General features: G+C 62.5%; 22 protein-coding genes. 16 read left to right on the top strand and 6 right to left on the bottom strand.

All coding sequences use genetic code 11. From position 1 onward, the window contains the following. Positions 1-84: 84 nt before the first annotated feature. The gene (locus HX855_RS06885; protein WP_177082835.1) at positions 85-1,605 is read right to left on the bottom strand and encodes an aldehyde dehydrogenase family protein; all 1,521 of its coding nucleotides are present in this window, start codon (positions 1,603-1,605) and stop codon (positions 85-87) included. A gap of 283 nt (positions 1,606-1,888) precedes the next feature. Between HX855_RS06885 and HX855_RS06880 the strand changes: the two genes are divergently transcribed. The 4 genes from HX855_RS06880 to HX855_RS06865 all read left to right on the top strand — a co-directional run bounded on the left by HX855_RS06880 (position 1,889) and on the right by HX855_RS06865 (position 6,107). Next, the gene (locus HX855_RS06880; protein WP_177082833.1) at positions 1,889-3,793 is read left to right on the top strand and encodes a sigma-54-dependent Fis family transcriptional regulator; all 1,905 of its coding nucleotides are present in this window, start codon (positions 1,889-1,891) and stop codon (positions 3,791-3,793) included. A 61-nt stretch (positions 3,794-3,854) separates the two neighbouring features. Continuing rightward, complete coding sequence (gene mpl, locus HX855_RS06875) at positions 3,855-5,204, top strand: UDP-N-acetylmuramate:L-alanyl-gamma-D-glutamyl-meso-diaminopimelate ligase (protein ID WP_177082832.1); 1,350 nt, start codon at positions 3,855-3,857, stop codon at positions 5,202-5,204. Then, the gene (gene ubiX, locus HX855_RS06870) at positions 5,201-5,830 is read left to right on the top strand and encodes a flavin prenyltransferase UbiX (RefSeq protein WP_003219402.1); all 630 of its coding nucleotides are present in this window, start codon (positions 5,201-5,203) and stop codon (positions 5,828-5,830) included. Before mpl ends, ubiX begins: the two co-directional genes overlap by 4 nt. Continuing rightward, on the top strand, positions 5,823-6,107 hold the full coding sequence (locus HX855_RS06865) for a YceK/YidQ family lipoprotein (RefSeq protein ID WP_177082830.1): 285 nt from the start codon (positions 5,823-5,825) through the stop codon (positions 6,105-6,107). Before ubiX ends, HX855_RS06865 begins: the two co-directional genes overlap by 8 nt. 137 nt (positions 6,108-6,244) lie before the next feature. On the opposite strand, the gene HX855_RS06860 is transcribed toward HX855_RS06865, so the two are convergent. From HX855_RS06860 to HX855_RS06850, 3 genes are all read right to left on the bottom strand, one after another. Next, the gene (locus tag HX855_RS06860; RefSeq protein WP_177082828.1) at positions 6,245-6,886 is read right to left on the bottom strand and encodes an oxidoreductase; all 642 of its coding nucleotides are present in this window, start codon (positions 6,884-6,886) and stop codon (positions 6,245-6,247) included. Positions 6,887-6,914: 28 nt separating this feature from the next. Next, a complete protein-coding gene (locus tag HX855_RS06855) occupies positions 6,915-8,633 on the bottom strand; it encodes a C13 family peptidase (protein WP_177082826.1) in 1,719 nt (572 codons plus the stop codon). Between the two features lie 102 nt (positions 8,634-8,735). Then, positions 8,736-9,191 carry a MaoC family dehydratase gene (locus HX855_RS06850; protein ID WP_010174760.1) on the bottom strand — a complete coding sequence of 152 codons (456 nt, stop codon included), beginning with the start codon at positions 9,189-9,191 and terminating at the stop codon, positions 8,736-8,738. 165 nt (positions 9,192-9,356) lie between these two features. On the opposite strand from HX855_RS06850, the gene HX855_RS06845 reads away from it, so the two are divergent. The 4 genes from HX855_RS06845 to HX855_RS06830 all read left to right on the top strand — a co-directional run bounded on the left by HX855_RS06845 (position 9,357) and on the right by HX855_RS06830 (position 11,361). Beyond that, a complete protein-coding gene (locus HX855_RS06845; protein ID WP_177082824.1) occupies positions 9,357-9,719 on the top strand; it encodes a CidA/LrgA family protein in 363 nt (120 codons plus the stop codon). Continuing rightward, a complete protein-coding gene (locus HX855_RS06840; protein ID WP_177082822.1) occupies positions 9,716-10,432 on the top strand; it encodes an LrgB family protein in 717 nt (238 codons plus the stop codon). Before HX855_RS06845 ends, HX855_RS06840 begins: the two co-directional genes overlap by 4 nt. 21 nt (positions 10,433-10,453) lie before the next feature. Continuing rightward, positions 10,454-11,044, top strand: a complete 591-nt coding sequence (locus HX855_RS06835) for an LON peptidase substrate-binding domain-containing protein (protein WP_177082820.1) — start codon at positions 10,454-10,456, stop codon at positions 11,042-11,044. Positions 11,045-11,151: 107 nt separating this feature from the next. Continuing rightward, complete coding sequence (locus HX855_RS06830) at positions 11,152-11,361, top strand: hypothetical protein (RefSeq protein WP_177082818.1); 210 nt, start codon at positions 11,152-11,154, stop codon at positions 11,359-11,361. Here the strand turns inward: HX855_RS06830 and HX855_RS06825 are convergent. Both HX855_RS06825 and HX855_RS06820 read right to left on the bottom strand, forming a co-directional pair. Then, positions 11,355-12,671 carry a bifunctional DedA family/phosphatase PAP2 family protein gene (locus tag HX855_RS06825; RefSeq protein ID WP_177082817.1) on the bottom strand — a complete coding sequence of 439 codons (1,317 nt, stop codon included), beginning with the start codon at positions 12,669-12,671 and terminating at the stop codon, positions 11,355-11,357. The genes HX855_RS06830 and HX855_RS06825 overlap by 7 nt on opposite strands. 149 nt (positions 12,672-12,820) lie before the next feature. Then, positions 12,821-13,504, bottom strand: coding sequence for a DNA-3-methyladenine glycosylase (locus tag HX855_RS06820; protein ID WP_177082815.1), 684 nt, complete (start codon positions 13,502-13,504; stop codon positions 12,821-12,823). 176 nt (positions 13,505-13,680) lie between these two features. On the opposite strand from HX855_RS06820, the gene HX855_RS06815 reads away from it, so the two are divergent. The 8 genes from HX855_RS06815 to HX855_RS06780 all read left to right on the top strand — a co-directional run bounded on the left by HX855_RS06815 (position 13,681) and on the right by HX855_RS06780 (position 21,709). Next, a complete protein-coding gene (locus tag HX855_RS06815; RefSeq protein ID WP_177082813.1) occupies positions 13,681-14,946 on the top strand; it encodes a glutamate-5-semialdehyde dehydrogenase in 1,266 nt (421 codons plus the stop codon). After that, positions 14,946-15,590 carry a nicotinate-nucleotide adenylyltransferase gene (nadD, locus tag HX855_RS06810; protein WP_003215431.1) on the top strand — a complete coding sequence of 215 codons (645 nt, stop codon included), beginning with the start codon at positions 14,946-14,948 and terminating at the stop codon, positions 15,588-15,590. The genes HX855_RS06815 and nadD overlap by 1 nt, the downstream gene beginning before the upstream one ends. Positions 15,591-15,659: 69 nt before the next feature. Continuing rightward, positions 15,660-16,154: a ribosome silencing factor gene (gene rsfS, locus HX855_RS06805; RefSeq protein WP_003215432.1), complete on the top strand. Its 495-nt coding sequence runs from the start codon at positions 15,660-15,662 to the stop codon at positions 16,152-16,154. A gap of 9 nt (positions 16,155-16,163) precedes the next feature. Continuing rightward, on the top strand, positions 16,164-16,631 hold the full coding sequence (rlmH, locus tag HX855_RS06800) for a 23S rRNA (pseudouridine(1915)-N(3))-methyltransferase RlmH (protein ID WP_003185785.1): 468 nt from the start codon (positions 16,164-16,166) through the stop codon (positions 16,629-16,631). 15 nt (positions 16,632-16,646) lie between these two features. Continuing rightward, entirely contained in the window at positions 16,647-18,545 is a 1,899-nt protein-coding gene (gene mrdA / locus HX855_RS06795; RefSeq protein WP_177082811.1) for a penicillin-binding protein 2, read from the top strand. 31 nt (positions 18,546-18,576) lie between these two features. Further along, complete coding sequence (gene rodA, locus HX855_RS06790) at positions 18,577-19,680, top strand: rod shape-determining protein RodA (RefSeq protein WP_163003192.1); 1,104 nt, start codon at positions 18,577-18,579, stop codon at positions 19,678-19,680. 17 nt (positions 19,681-19,697) lie between these two features. Next, positions 19,698-20,711 carry a lytic murein transglycosylase B gene (mltB, locus tag HX855_RS06785; RefSeq protein ID WP_177082809.1) on the top strand — a complete coding sequence of 338 codons (1,014 nt, stop codon included), beginning with the start codon at positions 19,698-19,700 and terminating at the stop codon, positions 20,709-20,711. Then, a complete protein-coding gene (locus HX855_RS06780; RefSeq protein WP_177082807.1) occupies positions 20,711-21,709 on the top strand; it encodes a septal ring lytic transglycosylase RlpA family protein in 999 nt (332 codons plus the stop codon). The genes mltB and HX855_RS06780 overlap by 1 nt, the downstream gene beginning before the upstream one ends. Positions 21,710-21,844 lie beyond the last annotated feature (135 nt).

Here is a 21,844-nt window from a genome sequence, read left to right as displayed (position 1 = left end):
CCCAACGCGGGGCAAGCCCGCTCGCCACAGCAAGCCCGCTCCCACATTTTTTATTGCGTTTCAAATGTGGGAGCGGGTTGTCAGTTAGAAGAAGCCCAGCGGATTGATGTCGTAGCTCACCAGCAGGTTTTTGGTCTGCTGATAGTGATCGAGCATCATTTTGTGGGTTTCACGGCCCACGCCGGACTTCTTGTAACCACCGAACGCGGCGTGCGCCGGGTACAGGTGATAGCAGTTGGTCCAGACACGCCCGGCCTTGATCGCCCGGCCCATGCGGTAGGCGCGGTTGATGTCGCGGGTCCACAAGCCGGCACCCAGGCCGAACTCGGTGTCGTTGGCGATTGCCAGGGCTTCGGCTTCGTCCTTGAAGGTGGTGATGCTCACCACCGGGCCAAAGATTTCTTCCTGGAACACCCGCATTTTGTTGGTGCCCTTGAGCAGGGTCGGCTGGATGTAATAGCCGGTGGACAGGTCGCCCGTCAGCTTCTCGACCTTGCCGCCGGTCAGCAACTCAGCGCCTTCGCCCTTGGCGATTTCGAGGTAGGACAGGATCTTGTCGAATTGTTGCTCGGACGCCTGGGCGCCGACCATGGTGTCGGTGTCCAGCGGGTCGCCACGTTTGATCGACTCGACCTTCTTCATGACCACTTTCATGAAGTCGTCGTAGATCGACTCTTCCACCAGCGCGCGGGACGGGCAGGTGCACACTTCACCCTGGTTGAAGAACGCCAGCACCAAACCTTCGGCGGCTTTCTCGATGAATTGCGGTTCGGCTTTCATGATGTCGGCGAAGAAGATGTTCGGCGATTTGCCGCCCAGCTCAACGGTGGACGGAATGATGTTCTCGGCGGCCGCATGCATGATGTGCGAGCCCACTGGCGTGGAGCCGGTGAAGGCGATCTTGGCGATGCGCTTGCTGGTGGCCAGGGCTTCGCCGGCTTCTTTGCCGTAGCCGTGCACCACGTTCAGCACGCCTGGCGGCAGCAGGTCGCCGATCAGCTCCATCAGCACGTTGATGCCCAGCGGGGTTTGCTCGGCGGGCTTGAGCACCACGCAGTTGCCGGCGGCCAGGGCGGGCGCGAGTTTCCAGGCGGCCATCAGCAGCGGGAAGTTCCACGGGATGATCTGGCCGACCACGCCCAGCGGCTCGTGGAAGTGGTAAGCGGCGGTGTGTTCGTTGATTTCGGCGCTGCTGCCTTCCTGGGCGCGGATGCAGCCGGCGAAGTAACGGAAGTGGTCTGCGGCCAGCGGGATGTCGGCGTTCAGGGTTTCGCGCACGGCCTTGCCGTTGTCCCAGGTTTCGGTAATGGCCAGCAGTTCGAGGTTCTGCTCAATGCGGTCGGCGATTTTCAGCAGCACCAGCGAGCGGTCCTGGGCCGAGGTCTTGCCCCAGGCGTCAGCGGCAGCGTGGGCGGCGTCCAGGGCCTTGTCGATGTCCTTGGCCGTGGAACGCGGGAATTCGGCGATAGGCTTGCCGTTGACCGGCGAGGTGTTGGTGAAATAGTTGCCATCGACCGGCGCAACAAACTCACCGCCGATGTAGTTGCCGTACTTGGCCTTGAACGAAACGATAGCGCCTTCAGTACCGGGGTGTGCGTAACGCATGGTGGGTATCTCCTGGCTTTTGTGTTTATTGGAGGACGCACGGTTGTGCTTGTTAAAGCGTAGAGCAAAGGTTGGGCCAGTGCCTCGCAGTGCCCGTAAATCAAGGGGTTGGAGGTTGTTGCAAACCGTTGCTGTGGCACGCCTGATACAGGCCGAGTGACACTTTGTGCCATAAACGGTACAGCCTGTGACCCATGGGTCTGCCCGGGATTGCAATGGTCGGAGCGCTGGAGGATGCTGGGTGTTCGCGCGGTGTCGTTCACGCAGGGAGAATAATAAGAACATGCAAAACGATCATTTCAGTCGCCATGCCCAGCAAGTCCTGACCGTCACCCGTGGGCAGGACCCGCTGCACGGCCCCGGCAGCGATCCGTCCATCGCCCGCTCCTGGCTGCGCTGCCTTGAGGACTATCACCTCGACCCCGCGCTGACCATCGCCCCCACGGTGCTTGAACATGGCCGCCTGCTGGAAAGCCGCGAACGCCTGCAGCAAGTGCTGACCATTGCCGGCAGCGAAATGAACAGCCTGCATCAACAGCTCTCCGGTGCTGGCCATGCGGTGCTGCTCACCGACGCCCGCGGGGTGATCCTTAACTGCGTCACCGCCCCCAGCGAGCGCAAGATTTTCGAGCGCGCCGGGTTGTGGCTGGGCGCCGACTGGAGCGAGGCCTGCGAAGGCACCAATGGCATTGGCACCTGCCTGGTGGAGCGCCAGTCCCTGACCATTCATCGCGATGAACACTTCCGTGGCCGGCACACCGGCCTTACCTGCTCGGCCAGCCCGGTGTTCGACCCCCATGGCGAGTTGCTGGCGGTGCTGGATGTTTCGTCTGCCCGGGAAGCGGTGTCGCGCCAGAGCCAGTTCCACACCATGGCGCTGGTCAATCTCTCGGCGAAAATGATCGAGAGCTGTTACTTCCTGCGGCATTTTGAGAACCAGTGGTTGCTGCGCTTTCATTTACAGGCGGAGTCCGTGGGCTTGTTCAGCGAAGGGTTGCTGGCGTTCGATGGTGAAGGGCGCATTTGTGCGGTGAACCAGAGTGCGTTGAACCTGCTGGGGAAAGTCCGTGGCGGTTTGATGGGGCAGCCGGTGGAGGCGTTTTTCGATTGCTCCCTGGACGAATTGCTCGGGCGTGCCAGCGCGAATGCCAGCGCCAGTTGGCCCCTGCGTACCCGCGATGGCCGTGGGTTGTTCGCGGTGTTGCGCGGCCAGCCACGGAGCGTGCCGGCGCCGGTGGCCCAGGCCGTACCCGAGCGGCCGCGGCTGCCGGGCATTTGCCTGGGGGATGCGGCGCTGCAAAACGATTTTCGCAGAGCCTTGCGTGTGTTCGAGCGTGATGTGCCGCTGCTGATCCAGGGTGAAACCGGGTCGGGCAAAGAGGCGTTTGCCAAGGCGGTGCACCATGCCAGCCTGCGCGCGGATAAAGCCTTTGTGGCCCTCAACTGCGCCGCCATCCCCGAAAGCCTGATCGAAAGCGAGCTGTTCGGCTATCGCGGCGGCAGTTTCACCGGTGCCCGCAAGGAAGGCATGCGCGGCAAGCTGCAGCAGGCGGACGGCGGTACGTTATTCCTGGATGAAATCGGCGATATGCCGCTGGCGTTGCAAACCCGGCTATTAAGGGTGCTTGAGGACCGCCTGGTGGTGCCCATCGGCGGAGAACCCCAGGCGGTGAACGTCAGAATCATCAGCGCCACCCACCGTCACCTGGTGGACCGGGTGCAGGACGGCAGCTTTCGTGAGGACCTGTATTACCGGCTCAATGGGCTGGAAGTGGCCTTGCCGCCGTTGCGTGAACGCAGTGACAAGTCACAGTTGCTGGACTTCCTGCTGGCCGAGGAGGCCAGCGATCAGGCGGTGTTACTCGACGTCGAGGCCCGCCAGGCCCTGTTGGCATTCGCTTGGCCGGGTAACGTGCGGCAGTTGCGCACGGTATTGCGCACCCTGGCGGCACTCTGTGACGACGGACGGATTGGGGTTGAGGACTTGCCGATAGCCATTCGCCAGGTCCGGCCGCAGCCCGTGAGGATGGAAGAGTCTTCGGATTCGCCCCTGGATGATGCGGAGCGCCTGGCGCTGCTCAATGCCCTGGAGCAGCAGCGCTGGCACATGAGCCACACGGCTGAGCAACTGGGGGTTAGCCGCAATACCTTGTACAGAAAACTGCGTAAACACCGGATCGCCCGCTAGCTAAAGAGTGCGATTTTCCCCACCCTACGCTAACCTGCCTCGATGTTTTACGAGGTCGACTATGCACATTCATATTCTCGGTATTTGCGGCACGTTCATGGGCTCAATGGCGGTGTTGGCCAAAGAGCTGGGCCATCATGTTACTGGCTCCGATGCCAACGTTTACCCGCCCATGAGCACGCAACTGCAGGCCCAGGGCATTGAGCTGACCCAGGGTTACGACCCGGCGCAATTCGACCCGGTCCCGGACCTGGTGGTGATCGGCAATGCCATGGTGCGTGGCAACCCGGCGGTCGAGTACGTCCTGAATAAAGGCTTGCCCTACGTGTCTGGCCCGCAATGGCTGGCCGATCATGTGCTGCAGGGCCGTTGGGTGCTGGCGGTTGCCGGCACTCATGGCAAGACCACCACCAGCAGCATGCTGGCCTGGGTGCTGGAGCATGCGGGCATGAGCCCGGGCTTCCTGATCGGCGGTGTGCCGCAGAACTTCTCGGTGTCGGCGCGCCTCGGTGACACGCCGTTTTTTGTCATCGAAGCGGATGAGTACGACAGCGCGTTCTTCGACAAGCGCTCCAAGTTCGTTCACTACCGCCCGCGCACGGCGATCCTGAACAACCTGGAGTTCGATCACGCCGACATCTTCCCCGATTTGCCGGCCATCGAGCGGCAATTCCACCACTTGGTACGCACCATTCCGAGCGAAGGCCTGGTGATTCACCCCACCACCGAACCGGCGTTGCAGCGCGTGATCGAGATGGGCTGCTGGACCCCGGTGCAAACCACCGGCGCGGGCGGGCAGTGGCAGGTCAAGCTGCTGAGCGAAGACGGCTCCACATTTGAAGTGCTGTTTGAAGGCGTTGCCCAAGGCATCGTCGAGTGGGACATGACCGGCCAGCACAACGTCGCCAACGCCTTGGTCACCCTGGCGGCCGCACGGCATGTTGGCGTGGTGCCGTCCATGGGCATCGCCGCCTTGAGCGCGTTCAAGAGCGTCAAGCGCCGTATGGAAAAGGTCGCCGAAGTGAATGGGATTACCATCTACGACGACTTTGCCCACCACCCGACGGCCATCGCGACCACCCTGGATGGCCTGCGCAAGCGCGTGGGGGACGCCCAGGTGATCGCGATAATCGAGCCACGCTCCAACTCCATGAAGCTGGGCGCCCACCGTGATGGCTTGCCGGAAAGCGTCAACGATGCCGACCAGGTGGTGTGGTATGCGCCGGCCAACCTTGGCTGGGACCTGCCTGCCATCGCGGCGCTGTGCACCGTACCGTCGATTTGCTGCGACGCTCTGGAAGGGATCATTGAGCACGTGAAACACCAGGCCAAGCCCGGCGCCCACGTGGTGATCATGAGCAACGGCGGCTTCGGCGGCCTGCACGGCAAACTCGCCGAGGCCCTGAAGTGAGCGGCCCGGAACGCGTCACCCTGGCGATGACCGGCGCGTCTGGCGCGCCCTATGGCTTGCGTTTGCTGGACTGCCTGGTGCGCGAAGACCGTGAGGTGCATTTCCTGATCTCCAAGGCCGCGCAACTGGTGCTGGCCACCGAGACCGATGTCGCGTTGCCGCCCAAGGTGCAGATGATGCAGGCCTTCCTCACCGAGTACACCGGTGCGGCGGCGGGGCAGATCAAGGTGTATGGCAAGGAAGACTGGATGTCGCCGGTGGCCTCGGGCTCCGGCGCGCCGGCGGCGATGGTGGTGGTGCCGTGTTCCACCGGGACCTTGTCGGCGATTGCAACGGGTGCTTGCAACAACCTGATTGAACGTGCCGCAGACGTGACCTTGAAGGAGCGCCGCCAGTTGATCCTGGTGCCGCGCGAGGCGCCGTATTCGAGCATTCACCTGGAGCACATGCTCAAGCTGTCGAATATGGGCGTGACCATCTTGCCCGCGTCGCCGGGTTTTTATCACCAGCCGCAAACCATCGATGACCTGGTGGATTTTGTGGTGGCGCGGATTCTGAATCTGCTGAATATCCCTCAAGACATGCTGCCGCGCTGGGGCGAACACCATTTGAGCAGTGATGAATAAGCTATTGATGGTGCTGGTTGCGCTGCAACTGGGTGGGTGTGCCACGGCGCGCACCCTGGACGCGGCACAACCCGGGGCGCCGGTGGTGTATGCCGGGACCCGCCTGGATATGTATGCGATTCAGGGCGGGTGCTGCGCGATGGACCGCTTTGGGGCCGAGGCGCCGAGCTATCCCCATGTGGACCTGCCGGCCAGTGCCTTGCTCGACACGCTGCTGTTGCCGCTGTCGGTGCTGACGGTGTTGGGGGTTGGGTTTAACGCGACGGGCGGGCTGTAGGAGCTGAAAGGGTCGGCGCCTGTGACGGCCTCATCGCAGGCAAGCCAGCTCCCACATGAGACGGTACTCACCATGACAGCGCGGTCAATGTGGGAGCCGGGCTTGCCCGCGATGAGGCCAGCTGGCTCACAGCAAAACTACTTGCCGAGCTTGCGCAGCTCATCCGACTCCACCACCCGTATCCCATCCTGCTCTTCCAGCGCCAGGCGCCACATCGCCCGCGCCAGTTCACACACTTCAATACCGTGGTACTTGCCCGGAATCAGGCGCGACAATGGCCCGGCCAGTTGCTCGGCCAGCCGTGGCTCCAGCCGCTCACCCAGCAACAGCGAAGGTCGGACGATGGTCAGTTGTGGCCAGTCCTGAGCCTTCAGTGCCTGTTCCATCTCGCCCTTGACCCGGTTGTAGAAGATCGAGGATTTCGGGTCGGCGCCAATCGCGCTGATCACGATCAGGTGCCGGGCGCCCATTTCCCGTGCCCGCTTGGCGAAGGCCACCACCATGTCCAGGTCCACGGCGCGGAAGGCGGCTTCGGAGCCGGCCTGCTTGATGGTGGTGCCCAGGCAGCAGAAGGCGATGTCCACTTGGCCGCTGAGCTGCGGCAGGAATACCGCCGGGTCGCCTACCGGGTTTTCCAGGTGCGGATGCTCGGCCAACGGCTTGCGGCTCGGTGCGAGCACCCGGGTCACGGTCGGTTCGTTGAGCAGGCGGTCCAGCAGGTGCTCCCCGGTCAGGCCGGAGGCACCGGCGAGCAAGATATGCTGAGGCGTCAGGTACATGATGTTTCCCCCTTGGTACAGTTTCAGCTTAGTTGCTCTTGGCTTCCTTGCTATTCATTGAGACGCTTTCCAGCGCTTTTCGTGCCTGCTGTTTGCGTAATAGTTGCCAGTGGGCAATCACGCCCTTGGGGGCCCAGATCTGCGGTTCGGAGGCTTCGAAGTTGTCCGCCTGTTCCCGTTCGGCCACGTGGGTTTGCGCCAGTTTGAAGGCTTGCTGCAAATCGTCGGTCTGGTTGAAGGCCTGGGCGAAGAGGGCGTCGCCGAAGTAGGTGAAGTCGGCCTCTTCGGAGCAGCCGAACGACACGCGGTCGGCCCGCGAGGCGGTCATGATCAGGGTGTGCTCGTCTTTCAGGGCTGGAATGAAACCACCGGAATAGCAGGCCGAAATCACGATGATCTTGTCGCGGTTTTTCAGCGGTGCCAGCACGGCGGCCAGCTCATCGGCCGGCAGGTCGGCCAGCTCCATGCGCGGTTGGTCGAGCACCAGTTCGTGTTCGTGGGTGCCGTGGCTGGTCAGGTAGATAAACACCAGGTCTTGCGGGCCACTGCGTTCGGCCAGGGTCTGGACCGCGCGGCGCAGGCTTTCGCGGGTGGCCATGGGGCGGTCGGCGATGTGGTCGCGGTGGTTCACCAGGCGGATCTGGCCATAAGCGCCGAAGCGGGTGGCGAGCATGTTGCTGACGTAGTCGGCCTCACGCAGGAACACGCTTTGTTTGCCGTCGCCGGCCACCACCAGGGTGTACAGCTCTACCCCGGATTTGGAGGCGGGCACGGCGGCGAGGGCGGCATCCAGCAAGCGGCCCTGGGCAAACAGGCCGATCTCCAGCGGGTCTGGCAACAATTTGCCATCGGCGTCGCGCACGCGCATGCCGTTCACCCAGGTGCCGGCCTGCACGGTGCCGTCGGTAAGCACCAGGGTGCCGCGGCCTTGGTAACTGTCACTGTCGAAGCCGCCGATATAGAAGCTGCCGTCGGTGAGGTTCAGGCGGCCCGTGCCCGTGAAGCGCCAGTCGACGAATTGGCCCACGTAGTGGCTGCCGTCGACGCCGATCAGTTCGCCTTTTCCGCTGAGGGCGCCTTCCTTGAATTCGCCGATCCACACGTCGCCGTCGGCGTTTTCATAACGGCCCTTGCCGTTGAGTTGGTTCTGTTTGAAATGGCCGATGTACATGTCGCCTTCGGCGCTGTTGAAGGTGCCGTTGCCTTCCAGTTGGCCATCGACGAAGCGACCGCTGAACTGGTTGCCGCTGTCGTCGTTGCGCTGGCCTTCGCCGTTGGGTTTGCCGTGGGCGAACTGGCCCTGGTACTGGCTGCCGTCGGCCAGTTCGAGGCGGCCGAGGCCGGAGTACTGGTCGTCCTTGAATTCGCCGCGATAGGTCATCTGCCCTTCTTTGAGGGTGCCTTCGCCGTTGCGTTTGCCTTGTTTAAAACCACCGACGTAGCTATTGCCCGCGGTGGTCAGGCTGCCCTGGCCATCGAACAGGCCTTGCTGGAAGCGGCCTTTATAGACCTCGCCGTTGCTGCCGTGCCATTCGCCCTGGCCGTGCCACTGGCCTTTATCGAACTGGCCGGCGTACCAGCTGCCGTTGGGGTAATCCACCCGACCCTGGCCTTGCAGCAAGCCATTGACCACATCGCCACGGTAACGACCGCCATCGGGCAGCCGTGCATCGGGCGGCAACAGCGATTCGCCGTCGCCGCACGCGGTGAGCAACAGGACAAGAGCAAGGGGAGCGAGTGGGCGCATAGCGGGATCCGGATAATTGAGCGCCGAGTATGCCGCAGCTGCGAGATCTATACATAAATTTACATGAAATGTGGTGAGCAGGCGGGCTCACCACGGCAAGGCTCAGACGAAGCAGAGTGACAGCGACTCGGCTATGTACGCAGGTTTTTCCTGGCCGTCGATTTCCAGGGTGCAGGTGGCTTTAAGCAGCCATTGGCCGGGTTTTTTCTCGGTGGCGTCGGTCAGGGTCACGGCCAGGCGCACCCTGGAGTCAACCTTCACCGGCTGGATGAAACGCACGCTGTCCAGGCCATAGTTGACGGCCATCTTCAGGCCCTCGGGCATGATCAGAATGTCTTCGATCAGCTTGGGAATCAGTGACAGCGACAGGAAACCGTGGGCGATGGTGCCGCCGAATGGCGTCTGGGCGGCTTTCACCGGGTCGACGTGGATGAACTGAAAATCGCCGGTGGCTTCTGCGAACAGGTTGATGCGTTCCTGGTCGATGGTGAGCCATGCGGAACGTCCCAGTTCCTTGCCGACATAATCCTTGAGTTGCGCTACGGGTACTGAGGGCATTGCGACTCTCCTTGGTTCATCAGTGTGTAGGTTTGGACAGGTCCAGAGAACCAATGTAGATCATCACGGGCACTTGGTACGGTCAACCCACCATGCTTTTGGCGAATGCCGCTCCATAGAGGCGGCGTGCTTATAATGCCGGCACGCTTTAAGGGGGGAGAACGGATGCTGTTACGCGGTCTGACATGGCTGGTGCTGTTTCAATTGCTCGGCACGGCGCTCAATCATTTGTTTGTCCCGGTGTTGCCGGGGCCGATTATTGGCCTGCTGCTGATGCTGGCATTCTTGATATGGCGCGGCGAAGTCGGTGAGCCCCTGAGCCTGGCGGCCAGCAGTCTGCTGCGCTATTTGCCGTTGCTGCTGGTGCCGCCGGCGGTCGGTGTGATGGTGTATGCCAAGGACATTGCCGCCGACTTCTGGGCCATCGTCGGCGCATTGGTGCTGTCGCTGGTGGTCGCCATGGGTTTTGTCGGCGTGTTGATGCAAAAACTGGTCAAGCGTCAGGCGCAGCGGGAGGAGGGCCAATGACCGTGGATTGGCAGGGCGCCTGGGCCGCCGTGATTCACCACCCCTTGTTCGGCATCGGCATTACCCTGGGCGCCTATCAACTGGTGCTGGCCGGTTTCGAGAAAACCCGCTGGATATTCCTGCAGCCGGTGCTGGTGTCGATGCTGCTGGTGATCGGCGTGTTGCTCGGGTGCGGCCTGACCTACGTCGAGTACCGCAAAAGCACCGAGATCATGAGCATCCTGCTGGGCCCGGCGACGGTGGCCCTGGCGGTGCCGCTTTACCTGAATCTGCGACGGATTCGCCAATTGTTCTGGCCGATTTTTACTACGCTGATGGTGGGAGGCGTATTGGCTACCGGCCTGTGCGTGCTGTTGGGCTGGTGGTTTGGCGCCGAACACATGATGCTGATGACCATGGCGCCCAAGTCGGTGACATCGCCGATTGCGATGCTGGTGGCCGAGCAGATCGGTGGCGTGGCGGCATTGGCGGCGGTGTTTGTGCTGATCACCGGGGTGATTGGCGCGATGATCGGGCCGGCGTACTTGTCGCGCCTGGGGGTGCACAGCCCCGAGGCCCGGGGTATGGCGCTGGGCATGACCGCCCACGCCGTGGGCACGTCGGTGGCCCTGCAGGAAAGCGAAGAAACCGGCGCCTTTGCGGCGCTGGCCATGAGTTTGATGGGCGTGGCCACGGCGGTGTTCCTGCCGTTGGCCGTGTCGCTGGTTAGTTAAGTCGGGTTTAAGGAAACCTTTATGAGTCTGGCGCTTTTCCCGCTCAATACCGTGCTGTTCCCCGGGTGCACCCTCGACCTGCAACTGTTCGAGGCGCGCTACCTGGACATGATCAGCCGCTGCATGAAAAAGGGCGAAAGCTTTGGCGTGGTGTGCATCCTCGACGGCAACGAGGTCGGGCTGGCCCCGGATGGCTACGCGTTGATTGGCTGCGAAGCGCTGATTCGCGATTTCAAGCAGCAGGACAATGGCCTGCTGGGGATTCGGGTCGAGGGCGGCCGGCGTTTCCGGGTGCGCGACGCCGGTGTGCAAAAGGACCAGCTGCTGGTGGCCGAGGTGCAGTGGCTGCACGAGCACCCCGAGCAACCGCTGGAGGAGGAAGACGCCGATTTGCTGGCGCTGCTCCACGCCCTGGCGGAGCACCCGATGGTGGCCTCCCTGGACATGGGTACCCATGCCGATGGCCAGCAAGCCTTGGGCAATCAGCTGGCGTACCTGCTGCCCTTCACCGAGGCCGACAAGATCGACCTGTTGCAACTCGATGACCCGCAGCAACGGCTGGATGCGATCCAGCTACTGCTGGATGAGCTGCAGGGCGAGTTGTTCACCTGATCCGGCTGTCCGGAATTAACCTTCACGATCTTCGGATTTGTCGTCGTTGTCCTGATCCCGTTGCCTGAAATAGTGGGCAATCACGTAACGAGGATCAGGGGAAACGGATGATTCGGCTTTCGCAATCGGAGCAGATGGTGTGGGATGGTTTTTTTATCGCCATCACCACACAGATACTTCATTTGGACGACGGGCGTGGCGCGGAGTACATCGCCGAACGCGCCGCAGATATCGCTGACGAGATGCTCTTGGAGCGGCGCGAGCGCAGCGTTGAGCGGGTTGCCGCGCCGGTCGACTGGCTGGGGCCCGCTCAGTAGGCGTACCTGAGCAGTGCGTGGGACGTACCGGTAAACGCTATGGCCCCGAGCACGGCGCCACACACCGGCAAGATCAGCCACCAGACTCTCGGCGGCATCGGCGGCAGCAGGCTGCGGTGCTGGCTGAAGTGCAGGCTGAACGCGCAAACCGTCATCGCCAGCAGGGTGCCCGCCAGGATGTCCGTGGGCCAGTGGGCGCCCAGGTACACCCGGGACACGGCGATGGTGGCGGCGGGGATGCAACCCAGCACCAGCCACGTCAAGCGCAGGCGGGTCGGTTGACCACGGCCGGCCAGCACTGCCAGCGCCAGGAAGAACGCAAACGAGCCGGACGCATGGCCGCTGGGCATGCTGAAGCTGGTGAGCGGGTCGGTCAGCACTTCCGGGCGCATCCGCGCAAAAAACAACTTGGTGCCGGTGTTGATCAACGCGGCGCCCAGCAGGGTGGCGCCGACAAAGATTGCCTGGCGCCACTGCCTGGCCACGACCAAAAGGCCGGTCAACACGGCGCTGGCGACGAACATTTTCTTGAACTCACCGAGCTGGGTCACCATCACCATCGCCCGGTCGATCGCCGGGCCGCGGTGTTCCTGCACCAGGGCCATCAGGCCTTGGTCAAAGTCGTTGAGGTAGCGGTAGCCGATAAACAGCGCGATCAGCAGCGTGCCGCCCATGCAGCCAATCCACAGCGTGGCACGCCGGTGGCCGCGCAGGCTGCTATTCAGGCTCACGCCGATCAGCACCGCCAGGCAGGCGGCGACAATCCCGGCCTCCGGCCAGAACCCTTCGGGCAGTGGCAGGCGGAAGGCGGCGCCGGTGGCCCAGCCTGGCAGCAGATACACCACCGACCAGCCCGCGCCGGCCAGCAGGCTCACGGCCGCAAAGCGCGGGAAGGGCATGTCGCACATGCCTGCGACCATCGGTAACATCGGCCGCAACGGGCCAATGAAGCGTCCCACCAACAAACTGGCGATGCCGTACTTCTGGAAGTAAGCCTCGGCGCCGCTCATCCATTCAGGGTGATGCCGCAAGCCAGGAAGGCGCCGGATGTTCTGGTGGAAGTGACGGCCGAGGAAGTAGGAAACAACATCGCCCAGCACGCCGCCGAGGAAGCCCAGCAACAGGGTTTCCCCGAGGGATAATGCGCCGCTGCCCGCCAGCGCAGCGATGGCGAACAGCAACACCGTGCCCGGTACGATCAGCCCGGCAATCGCCAGGCACTCCACGCACGCCACGATAAACACCGCCACGGCCAGCCATTGCGGGTTCAGGGTCAGCCAGCCGGTAATGCCATCGAGCCATGGGCCCATAAAAACAAACTCCCTTTGTGAATGCTGCCCCCACTGTAGGAGCGAGCTTGCTCGCGAAGGTCGTTAACGATAACGCGGGCTTTCTGGTTTAACGCGGCGCTCTCAGGTTTTTCACGAGCAAGCTCGCTCCTGCAGAGGGCTAGTGTGTTTCAAATCAAAAAATAGTCGCGGCCTTCGACCTGGCCCCGGCGCAGCGGGTTCCGCGTGCAATACGGCGCGTAACCGGCATCGACGAAACGGTACATCAGGTGTTCATCGCGTCCGCCGGGGATGCCCAGGCGGGTGGTCTGGATGATCTGCGTCGGCGCCAGGCCCACGTCTTCGACATAGAGCAGTTCCTGGTCAAAGCGTTTGGCATCCCACATCGGCACCTTCAGCCCCAAGGCCTTGCACAGTAGCGTCTGGCCGGCACACAGCTTTTGCGAGGCGCGCGGCCGGCCGCTGGCGTCCGGGTTATTCAACAGCATCTGCGCCAGGCTGGCCGGGCCGGATACATCATCGACCCAGGGATAGGCCGATTTGATCAGCACCGCATTGCCTGGACCCTGGGCGCTGAAGTTCAGCGAATCGCCGCCGCGGGCGTAGTACATATAGATGTGGCCGCCATCCAGAAACAAAGCCTTGCGCTTTTCTGTGTAGCCCAGGGACGCGTGGCTGCCTTTTTCCGCCAGGTAATAGGCTTCGGTTTCGATAATTCGCGCCGACAGCCACAAATCGCCCACGCGATGACGGATGACTTTTCCCAACAAATCCCGCGCGAGCAGTTGCGCGTCGCGGTCGAAAAAGCCGTCGGGCAGGGCGTTGGCAGGGATCAAGGGCGCAAAACTGGACATGGCGATCGAAGGTAATACGGCTAAATGTGACAGGATGATAACAACTCCAGCCTTAATTCCCGCTGAACGTCGGGTTTTTACAGTTCATTTCGACCATCCGCCCCTCACCGCTGTCCGTAGGACGGCGTCACAGCTATAATCTGCCGCTTTCCTCTTTGCCAAGACCCCACCCGACCATGACTGAGTCCGTTCTTGACTACATGACCCGCCTGGGTCGCGCTGCCCGTCAGGCTTCGCGGTTGATCGCCCGTGCGAGCACCGCGCAGAAGAACCGTGCGTTGCTGGCCGCCGCGGATGCTCTGGATGCCTCGCGCTCCGAGTTGACCGCCGCCAACGAGCAAGATCTGGCCAACGGCCGGGCTAATGGTCTGGAGCCTGCACTGCTCGATCGCCTGGCGCTGACGCCGGCACGCATCGACGACATGATCGAAGGCTTGCGTCAGGTGGCCAAGCTGCCTGACCCCATCGGTGAAATCCGCGACATGCGCTACCTGCCGTCCGGCATTCAGGTCGGCAAGATGCGTGTGCCCCTGGGCGTGATCGGCATCATTTATGAGTCGCGCCCGAACGTGACCATCGACGCCGCGAGCCTGTGCCTCAAGTCCGGCAACGCCACCATCCTGCGGGGCGGCTCCGAGGCCATCAATTCCAACCGTGCCATCGCCGCGTGCATTCAGCAGGGCCTGGCCGTGGCCGAGCTGCCGGCCGAAGTGGTGCAAGTGGTGGAAACCACCGACCGCGCCGCCGTCGGCGCACTGATCACCATGCCTGAGTTCGTCGATGTGATCGTACCGCGCGGCGGCAAGAGCCTGATCGAGCGCGTGAGCCGTGATGCCAAGGTGCCGGTTATCAAGCACCTGGACGGCGTCTGCCACGTGTTCATCGACGTCGCCGCCGACCTCGACAAGGCGATCCGCATCGCCGACAACGCCAAGACCCACCGCTACGCCCCGTGCAACACCATGGAAACCCTGCTGGTGCACGCCGGCATTGCCGAGCGCGTGCTGCCGCCGCTGGCCGCCATCTACCGCGACAAGGGCGTTGAGCTGCGTGGTTGCGAGCGTACCCGGGCGATCCTCGGCAGCGACGTGATCGAAGCCACCGAGCAGGACTGGTACACCGAGTACACGGCGCCGATCCTGTCGATCCGCATTGTCGACGACCTGGACCAGGCCATCGAGCACATCAATAAATACGGCTCCAAGCACACCGACGCCATTGTCACCGAGCATTTCAGCGATGCCCGGCGTTTCCTCAACGAAGTGGATTCCGCTTCGGTGATGGTCAACGCCTCGACGCGTTTTGCCGACGGCTTCGAGTACGGCCTGGGGGCGGAGATCGGTATCTCCACCGACAAGCTCCACGCACGCGGCCCGGTTGGCCTGGAAGGGCTGACCAGCGAGAAGTACGTGGTGTTCGGTGACGGTCATGTGCGCACTTGATGGGTAAACGCATCGGGCTGCTCGGCGGCACCTTCGACCCCGTGCACATCGGCCATTTGCGCAGTGCACTGGAAGTCGCGGACGCCCTCGGGCTGGATGAACTGCGCCTGGCACCGAATGCCCGGCCGCCTCATCGCGACACGCCGCAGGTGTCTGCGCAGCAGCGCCTGGAGATGGTCCGCCTCGCGGTGGCCGGCATTGCACCGCTGGTGGTGGACGACCGCGAACTCAAGCGCGACAAACCGTCCTACACTGTCGACACCCTGGAACTGATGCGGGCCGAGCTGGCCGCAGACGACCAGTTATTTCTACTTTTGGGCTGGGACGCATTTTGCGGCCTGCCCACTTGGCACCGCTGGGAAGAGTTGCTCCAGCATTGCCACATCCTGGTGCTGCAACGCCCGGATGCCGACGCAGAATCGCCGGATGCCTTGCGCAACCTGCTGGCAGCGCGGTCGGTAAGTGACCCATTGGCCCTGACCGGGCCGAGCGGGAATATTGCATTCGTCTGGCAAACCCCGCTTGCGGTGTCTGCCACCCAGATCCGTCAACTGCTGGCCAGCGGGAAGTCGGTACGTTTCCTGGTGCCTGACGCGGTCCTGGCCTACATCGATGCGCACGGACTTTACCGTGCGTCGAACTGAAAAGGCGCGCTTGAACGCACGAACATTCGTGCAGCGAGCGCCCGAACATACGAGCAAAACGAGTTTTATATGACGAACAAAGACGTAAGCAAAGTTAAGCGCAAAGGCACGTTCAAGAGCGCTCCTCTGCCAGTAGAAGCCCACACCGGCCCTGAGCTGGCCGGCGAAGAGCTGGTCAAGGTTGCCGTGGCTGCCCTGGAAGACGTGAAGGCCCAGGACATTCAAGTCCTGGACGTGCGCGACAAGCAGAGCATCACCGACTTCATGATCATCGCCACCGGTACCTCCAACCGCCAGATCGGCGCGATGCTGGACAAGGTTCGCGAAGCGGTCAAAGCCCAGGGCGTCAAGCCATTGGGTGAAGAAGGCAAGGGCGACAGCGACTGGGTGCTGCTGGACATGGATGACGTGATCGTTCACATGATGACCAGCAACGCCCGCCAGTTCTACGACCTGGAGCGTCTGTGGAAAGGCGCCGAGCAGAGCCGTGCCGCTGATGGCAAGCACCACAGCCCTGAAGTCGGCCACGCGCACTTCGACAAGCTCAACAAAGACCAGGAATAAGGAACGGCTGTGCGCCTGCGTCTGATCGCTGTCGGTTCACGCATGCCCAAGTGGGTGGAAGAAGGCTGGCATGAATATGCCAAGCGCCTGCCATCCGAATTGGCGCTGGAACTGGTGGAAATACCGCTCAATACCCGGGGCAAGAATGCCGATGTGGCCCGCTTTATCCGTCAGGAAGGCGAAGCCATGTTGGCCAAGGTTGGCCCCAATGAGCGGATCGTGACCCTCGAAGTGCACGGCAAGCCCTGGAGCACCGAGCAGTTGGCGGTGGAACTGGACCGCTGGCGCCTGGATTCGCGCACGGTGAACTTCATGGTGGGCGGCCCCGAAGGGCTGGCGCCGGAAGTGTGCGCACGGGCGGACCAGCGCTGGTCGCTGTCGCCCCTGACACTGCCGCACCCGCTGGTAAGAATCCTGATCGGTGAACAGCTGTATCGCGCCTGGACAGTTCTGTCCGGGCACCCTTACCACAAATAATCTGCGCCTTTCCCGATGACCCAGCCGATCCGCATCAAGGACCACGAGAAAGACGCACGTCTGGTACGCGCTCGAGTGGTATTTGGCGCGATCATGGTGTCGGTGCTGTTTGCGGTGCTGATTGCCCGCCTGTATTTCCTGCAGGTGATCCAGTACGACTATCACTCCACGTTGTCGGAAAACAACCGGGTGCACGTGCAGCCGATTCCTCCGACCCGTGGGCTGATTTTCGACCGCAATGGCGTGGTGGTAGCGGATAACCGGCCCAGCTTCAGCCTGAGCATGACCCGTGAGCGCTCCGGCGACTGGCAGCAAATCCTCGATGTGATCGTTGACGTGCTGCAACTGACGCCGGAAGACCGGGTGATCTTCGAAAAACGCATGAAGCAGGGGCGCCGGCCATTTGAGCCGGTGCCGATCCTGTTCGAGCTGAGCGAAGAGCAGATCGCCCGCATCGCGGTGAACCAGTTCCGGCTGCCGGGTGTGGAAGTGGTGGCGCAGTTGGTGCGCCATTACCCGCAAGGGGCGCACTTCGCGCATTCGGTTGGCTACATGGGGCGGATCAACGAGAAAGAGCTCAAGACCCTCGACCCGGTCAACTACAGCGGCACCCACCATATCGGCAAGACCGGCATCGAGCGTTTCTACGAGGCGGAACTGCACGGGCAGGTGGGTTACGAGGAAGTCGAGACCAACGCCCGTGGTCGCGTGTTGCGGGTGCTCAAGCGCACCGACCCGGTTCCCGGCAAGGACATCGTGCTGAGCCTGGACATCAAGTTGCAGGAAGCGGCAGAGATGGCCCTGGGCGGTCGCCGTGGTGCGGTGGTGGCGCTGGACCCGAATAACGGCGAAGTGCTGGCAATGGTCAGCCAGCCGAGTTTCGATCCGAACCTGTTTGTCACCGGGATCAGCTTCAAGGCCTACGCCGAGTTGCGCGATTCGATTGACCGGCCGTTGTTCAACCGTGTTCTGCGCGGCCTGTATCCACCCGGCTCGACCATCAAGCCGGCGGTGGCGATCGCCGGCCTGGACTCGGGTGTGATCACGGCGTCGAGCCGCGTGTTCGACCCCGGCTACTACATGCTGCCCAACTACGATCACAAATACCGTAACTGGAACCGCACCGGCGACGGCTATGTGGATTTGGACACGGCGATCATGCGTTCCAACGACACCTACTTTTATGACCTAGCCCACAAGCTGGGGATTGATCGGCTGTCGGCCTACATGGGCAAGTTCGGCCTCGGTCAGAAAGTCTCCCTGGACATGTTCGAGGAGTCCCCGGGCCTGATGCCGTCCCGCGAGTGGAAGCGCGCGACGCGCCGGCAGGCGTGGTTCCCGGGCGAAACCCTGATCCTGGGGATCGGCCAGGGCTATATGCAGGCCACGCCGCTGCAGTTGGCCCAGGCCACGGCGCTGGTGGCCAACAAGGGTGTATGGAACCGCCCGCACCTGGCCAAGACCATCGAGGGCGAGCGCCCGCTGGATGAAAACCCGATCCCGGACATTGTCCTGCGCGACCCGTCCGACTGGACCAAGGTCAACCATGGCATGCAGCAAGTGATGCACGGTGCCCGGGGCACTGCGCGCAAAGCCGCAGTGGGCGCGCAGTACCGGATTGCCGGCAAGAGCGGTACCGCCCAGGTGGTCGCGATCAAGCAGGGCGAAAAATACGACCGATCCAAAGTTCAGGAGCGTCACCGCGACCACGCCTTGTTCGTCGGCTTTGCCCCGGCCGACAACCCGAAAATCACCGTGGCGGTGATGGTCGAGAACGGCGAGTCCGGCTCCGGCGTGGCTGCGCCCGTGGTACGCCAGGTGATGGACGCCTGGTTGCTGGCCGAAGACGGCCGGCTCAAACCCGAGTATGGCGGCACCCCATCCAGCGTGGAGGCTACGGCCAGTGAAGAGTAATTTTGATCGCATCCTCTCCAGCGAGGATGTGATGCGCCGTCGCGCCACCCTGCTGCAGCGCATGCACATTGATGGCCCGTTGTTGATCCTGCTGCTGACCCTGGCGGCCGGCAGCCTGTTCGTCCTGTATTCGGCCAGTGGCAAAAACTGGGACCTGCTGATCAAGCAGGCGTCCTCGTTTGGCCTGGGCCTGTTGTCGATGGTGGTGATCGCCCAGTTGGAGCCGAGGTTCATGGCGCGCTGGGTGCCGCTGGGTTATGTCGCCGGCGTGTTGTTGCTGGTGGTGGTGGACGTCATGGGGCACAACGCCATGGGCGCCACCCGCTGGATCAACATCCCGGGGGTGATTCGCTTCCAGCCGTCGGAATTCATGAAGATCCTGATGCCGGCGACCATCGCCTGGTACCTGTCAAAACGCACACTGCCGCCCCAGCTCAAGCACGTGGGGATCAGCCTGATATTGATCGGCGTGCCGTTTATCCTGATTGTGCGCCAGCCCGACCTGGGCACCTCGCTGCTGATCCTCGCGGGCGGTGCGTTCGTGCTGTTCATGGGCGGCCTGCGCTGGCGCTGGATCCTCAGCGTGCTGGCGGCTGCCGTACCGGTGGCCGTGGCGATGTGGTTCTTCTTCATGCACGACTACCAGAAGCAGCGAATCCTGACGTTCCTCGACCCGGAGAGCGACCCGCTCGGCACGGGCTGGAACATCATCCAGTCCAAGGCCGCCATCGGTTCCGGCGGCGTATTCGGCAAGGGCTGGCTGCTGGGCACCCAGTCGCACCTGGACTTTTTGCCGGAAAGCCACACCGACTTTATCATCGCGGTGCTGGGGGAGGAGTTCGGCCTGGTGGGCATTTGCGCGCTGTTGCTGATCTACTTGCTGCTGATCGGTCGTGGCCTGGTGATTACCGCCCAGGCGCAGACGCTGTTCGGCAAATTGCTCGCCGGCAGCCTCACCATGACGTTTTTTGTTTACGTTTTCGTCAACATCGGTATGGTCAGTGGCCTGTTGCCGGTGGTTGGGGTGCCGTTGCCGTTCATTAGCTACGGCGGAACTTCGCTGGTGACATTGCTGTCAGCGTTTGGGGTTTTGATGTCGATCCATACCCATCGTAAGTGGATCGCACAGGTTTGAATAAGGTGAAGATGTCAATGCAAGTAATGCGCGGCTGGGCGGCTCGGCACGTGTCCTGGATGGGCCTGTTGGGCCTGTTGGGAGCCACTGTGCAGGAAGCGCAGGCCGGCGACTACGACGGTTCGCCCCAGGTTGCCGAGTTTGTCGGTGAGATGACCCGCGACTATGGTTTCGCCGGTGAACAGCTGATGGGCGTGTTCCGCGAGGCCCAGCGCAAGCAAGCGATCCTTGACGCCATCTCCCGGCCCGCCGAGCGCGTGAAGCAGTGGAAGGAATATCGCCCGATGTTCCTGACCGACGCCCGCGTGGCGCGTGGCGTGGACTTCTGGCGCCAGCACGAAGCCGTGCTGGCCCGCGCCGAGCAGGAGTACGGGGTTCCGGCCCAGGTGATCGTGGCAATTATCGGCATCGAAACCTTCTACGGCCGCAACACCGGCAGCTACCGGGTGATCGACGCACTGTCGACCCTGGGCTTCGATTACCCGCCGCGCGCCGAATTCTTCCGCAAGGAACTGCGCGAGTTCCTGCTGTTGGCCCGTGAAGAGCAGGTCGACCCGCTGACCCTCAAGGGTTCCTACGCCGGAGCCATGGGTTTGCCACAGTTCATGCCCAGCAGCTTTCGCGCGTATGCCGTGGATTTCGACGGCGACGGCCATATCAATATCTGGAGCAACCCCGACGATGCCATCGGCAGCGTTGCCAGCTACTTCAAGCGTCACGGCTGGGTAGCCGGTGAGCCGGTGGTGATCCGCGCCGAGGTGACCGGTGACCGTGCCGACGAGGGCCTGACCCAAGGTATCGAGCCCGTCAAGACCGTCGGGGAGTTGCGGGCGCTGGGCTGGTCGAGTCAGAATGCGCCACGCGATGACATGTCGGTTACGGCGTTCCGCCTCGAAGGCGAGAACGGCCCGGAATACTGGATGGGCCTGAAGAATTTCTACGCAATCACGCGTTATAACCGCAGTGTGATGTACGCCATGGCCGTGCATCAGCTGTCAGACATGCTGGTCCAAGCACGGGGCGTCAAGTAATGCCGGTATCACCGATGTACAAACCCCTGAAGCTGGTGGCATACGCCGCATTGTCGTTATTGGTGGTCAGTTGTTCCACCAGTCGCGCACCTGTGCAAAAGTCCGGTGGTACGGCCATCCGCTCGCAGCCGGGCCTGGACATCAACCGTGCCCACAAAGACGGCGCGCCGTGGTGGGATGTGGATGTTTCGAAAATCCCGGATGCCACGCCAACCCTGCACACCGGTCCTTACAAGGCCAACCCCTATACCGTGTTGGGCAAAAACTATTTCCCGCTGCAAGACTCCAAAACCTACGTTCAAACGGGCACGGCCTCCTGGTACGGGACCAAGTTCCATGGCCAGAACACCGCCAACGGCGAAGTGTATGACCTGTACGGCATGAGCGCGGCCCACAAGACCCTGCCGCTGCCCAGTTATGTTCGGGTGACCAACCTGGACAACAACCGCACGGTGATCCTGCGGGTCAATGACCGCGGGCCGTTCTATTCGGACCGGATCATCGATCTGTCCTACGCCGCCGCGAAGAAACTCGGGTATGCCGAGATCGGTACGGCGCGGGTGAAGGTTGAAGGTATCGACCCGGCCCAGTACTGGGCCGAGCGTGGCAAGCCAGCACCGTTGATGCTCAACGAGCCGCAAACCCCGCAACCGCAAGTCACCGCATCGGCCGGCAAGATCGAGCAATGGACGCCGCCGCCGGCGCAGCACGCTCCGGACACGGTCGTCATACCGCGCGCAGCACCGGGCGCGTCTACCGCGGGCGGGCAATACCTGCAAGTTGGCGCTTTCGCCAACCCGGACGCGGCAGAACTGTTAAGGTCCAAGCTCAGCGGGATGGTCAACGCGCCGGTGTTTATCAGCTCTATTGTGCGTAACCAGCAGACCCTGCACCGTGTGCGCATGGGCCCGATCGGAACGCCTGGCGAAGTGGCACAAGTGCAGAACAGTGTGCGCATGGCCAACCTGGGGCAACCCAGCGTGGTCACCGCCGAATAAGCAGTACAAAGGATTGATGGTTCAGGCTCGCATGCGGGTTTGAGCCTTGGTTGTTGGCTCGTTGAACAATAAAAACCCAGGGGCAAGGGGTGGGCGTACAACCGAACACGCGACAGTCTGGCGACGGGCTGTCTG

Source organism: Pseudomonas sp. IPO3778, from assembly GCF_013386825.1.
GTDB lineage: Bacteria > Pseudomonadota > Gammaproteobacteria > Pseudomonadales > Pseudomonadaceae > Aquipseudomonas.
This window is presented reverse-complemented; position numbering and strand designations above follow the sequence as displayed.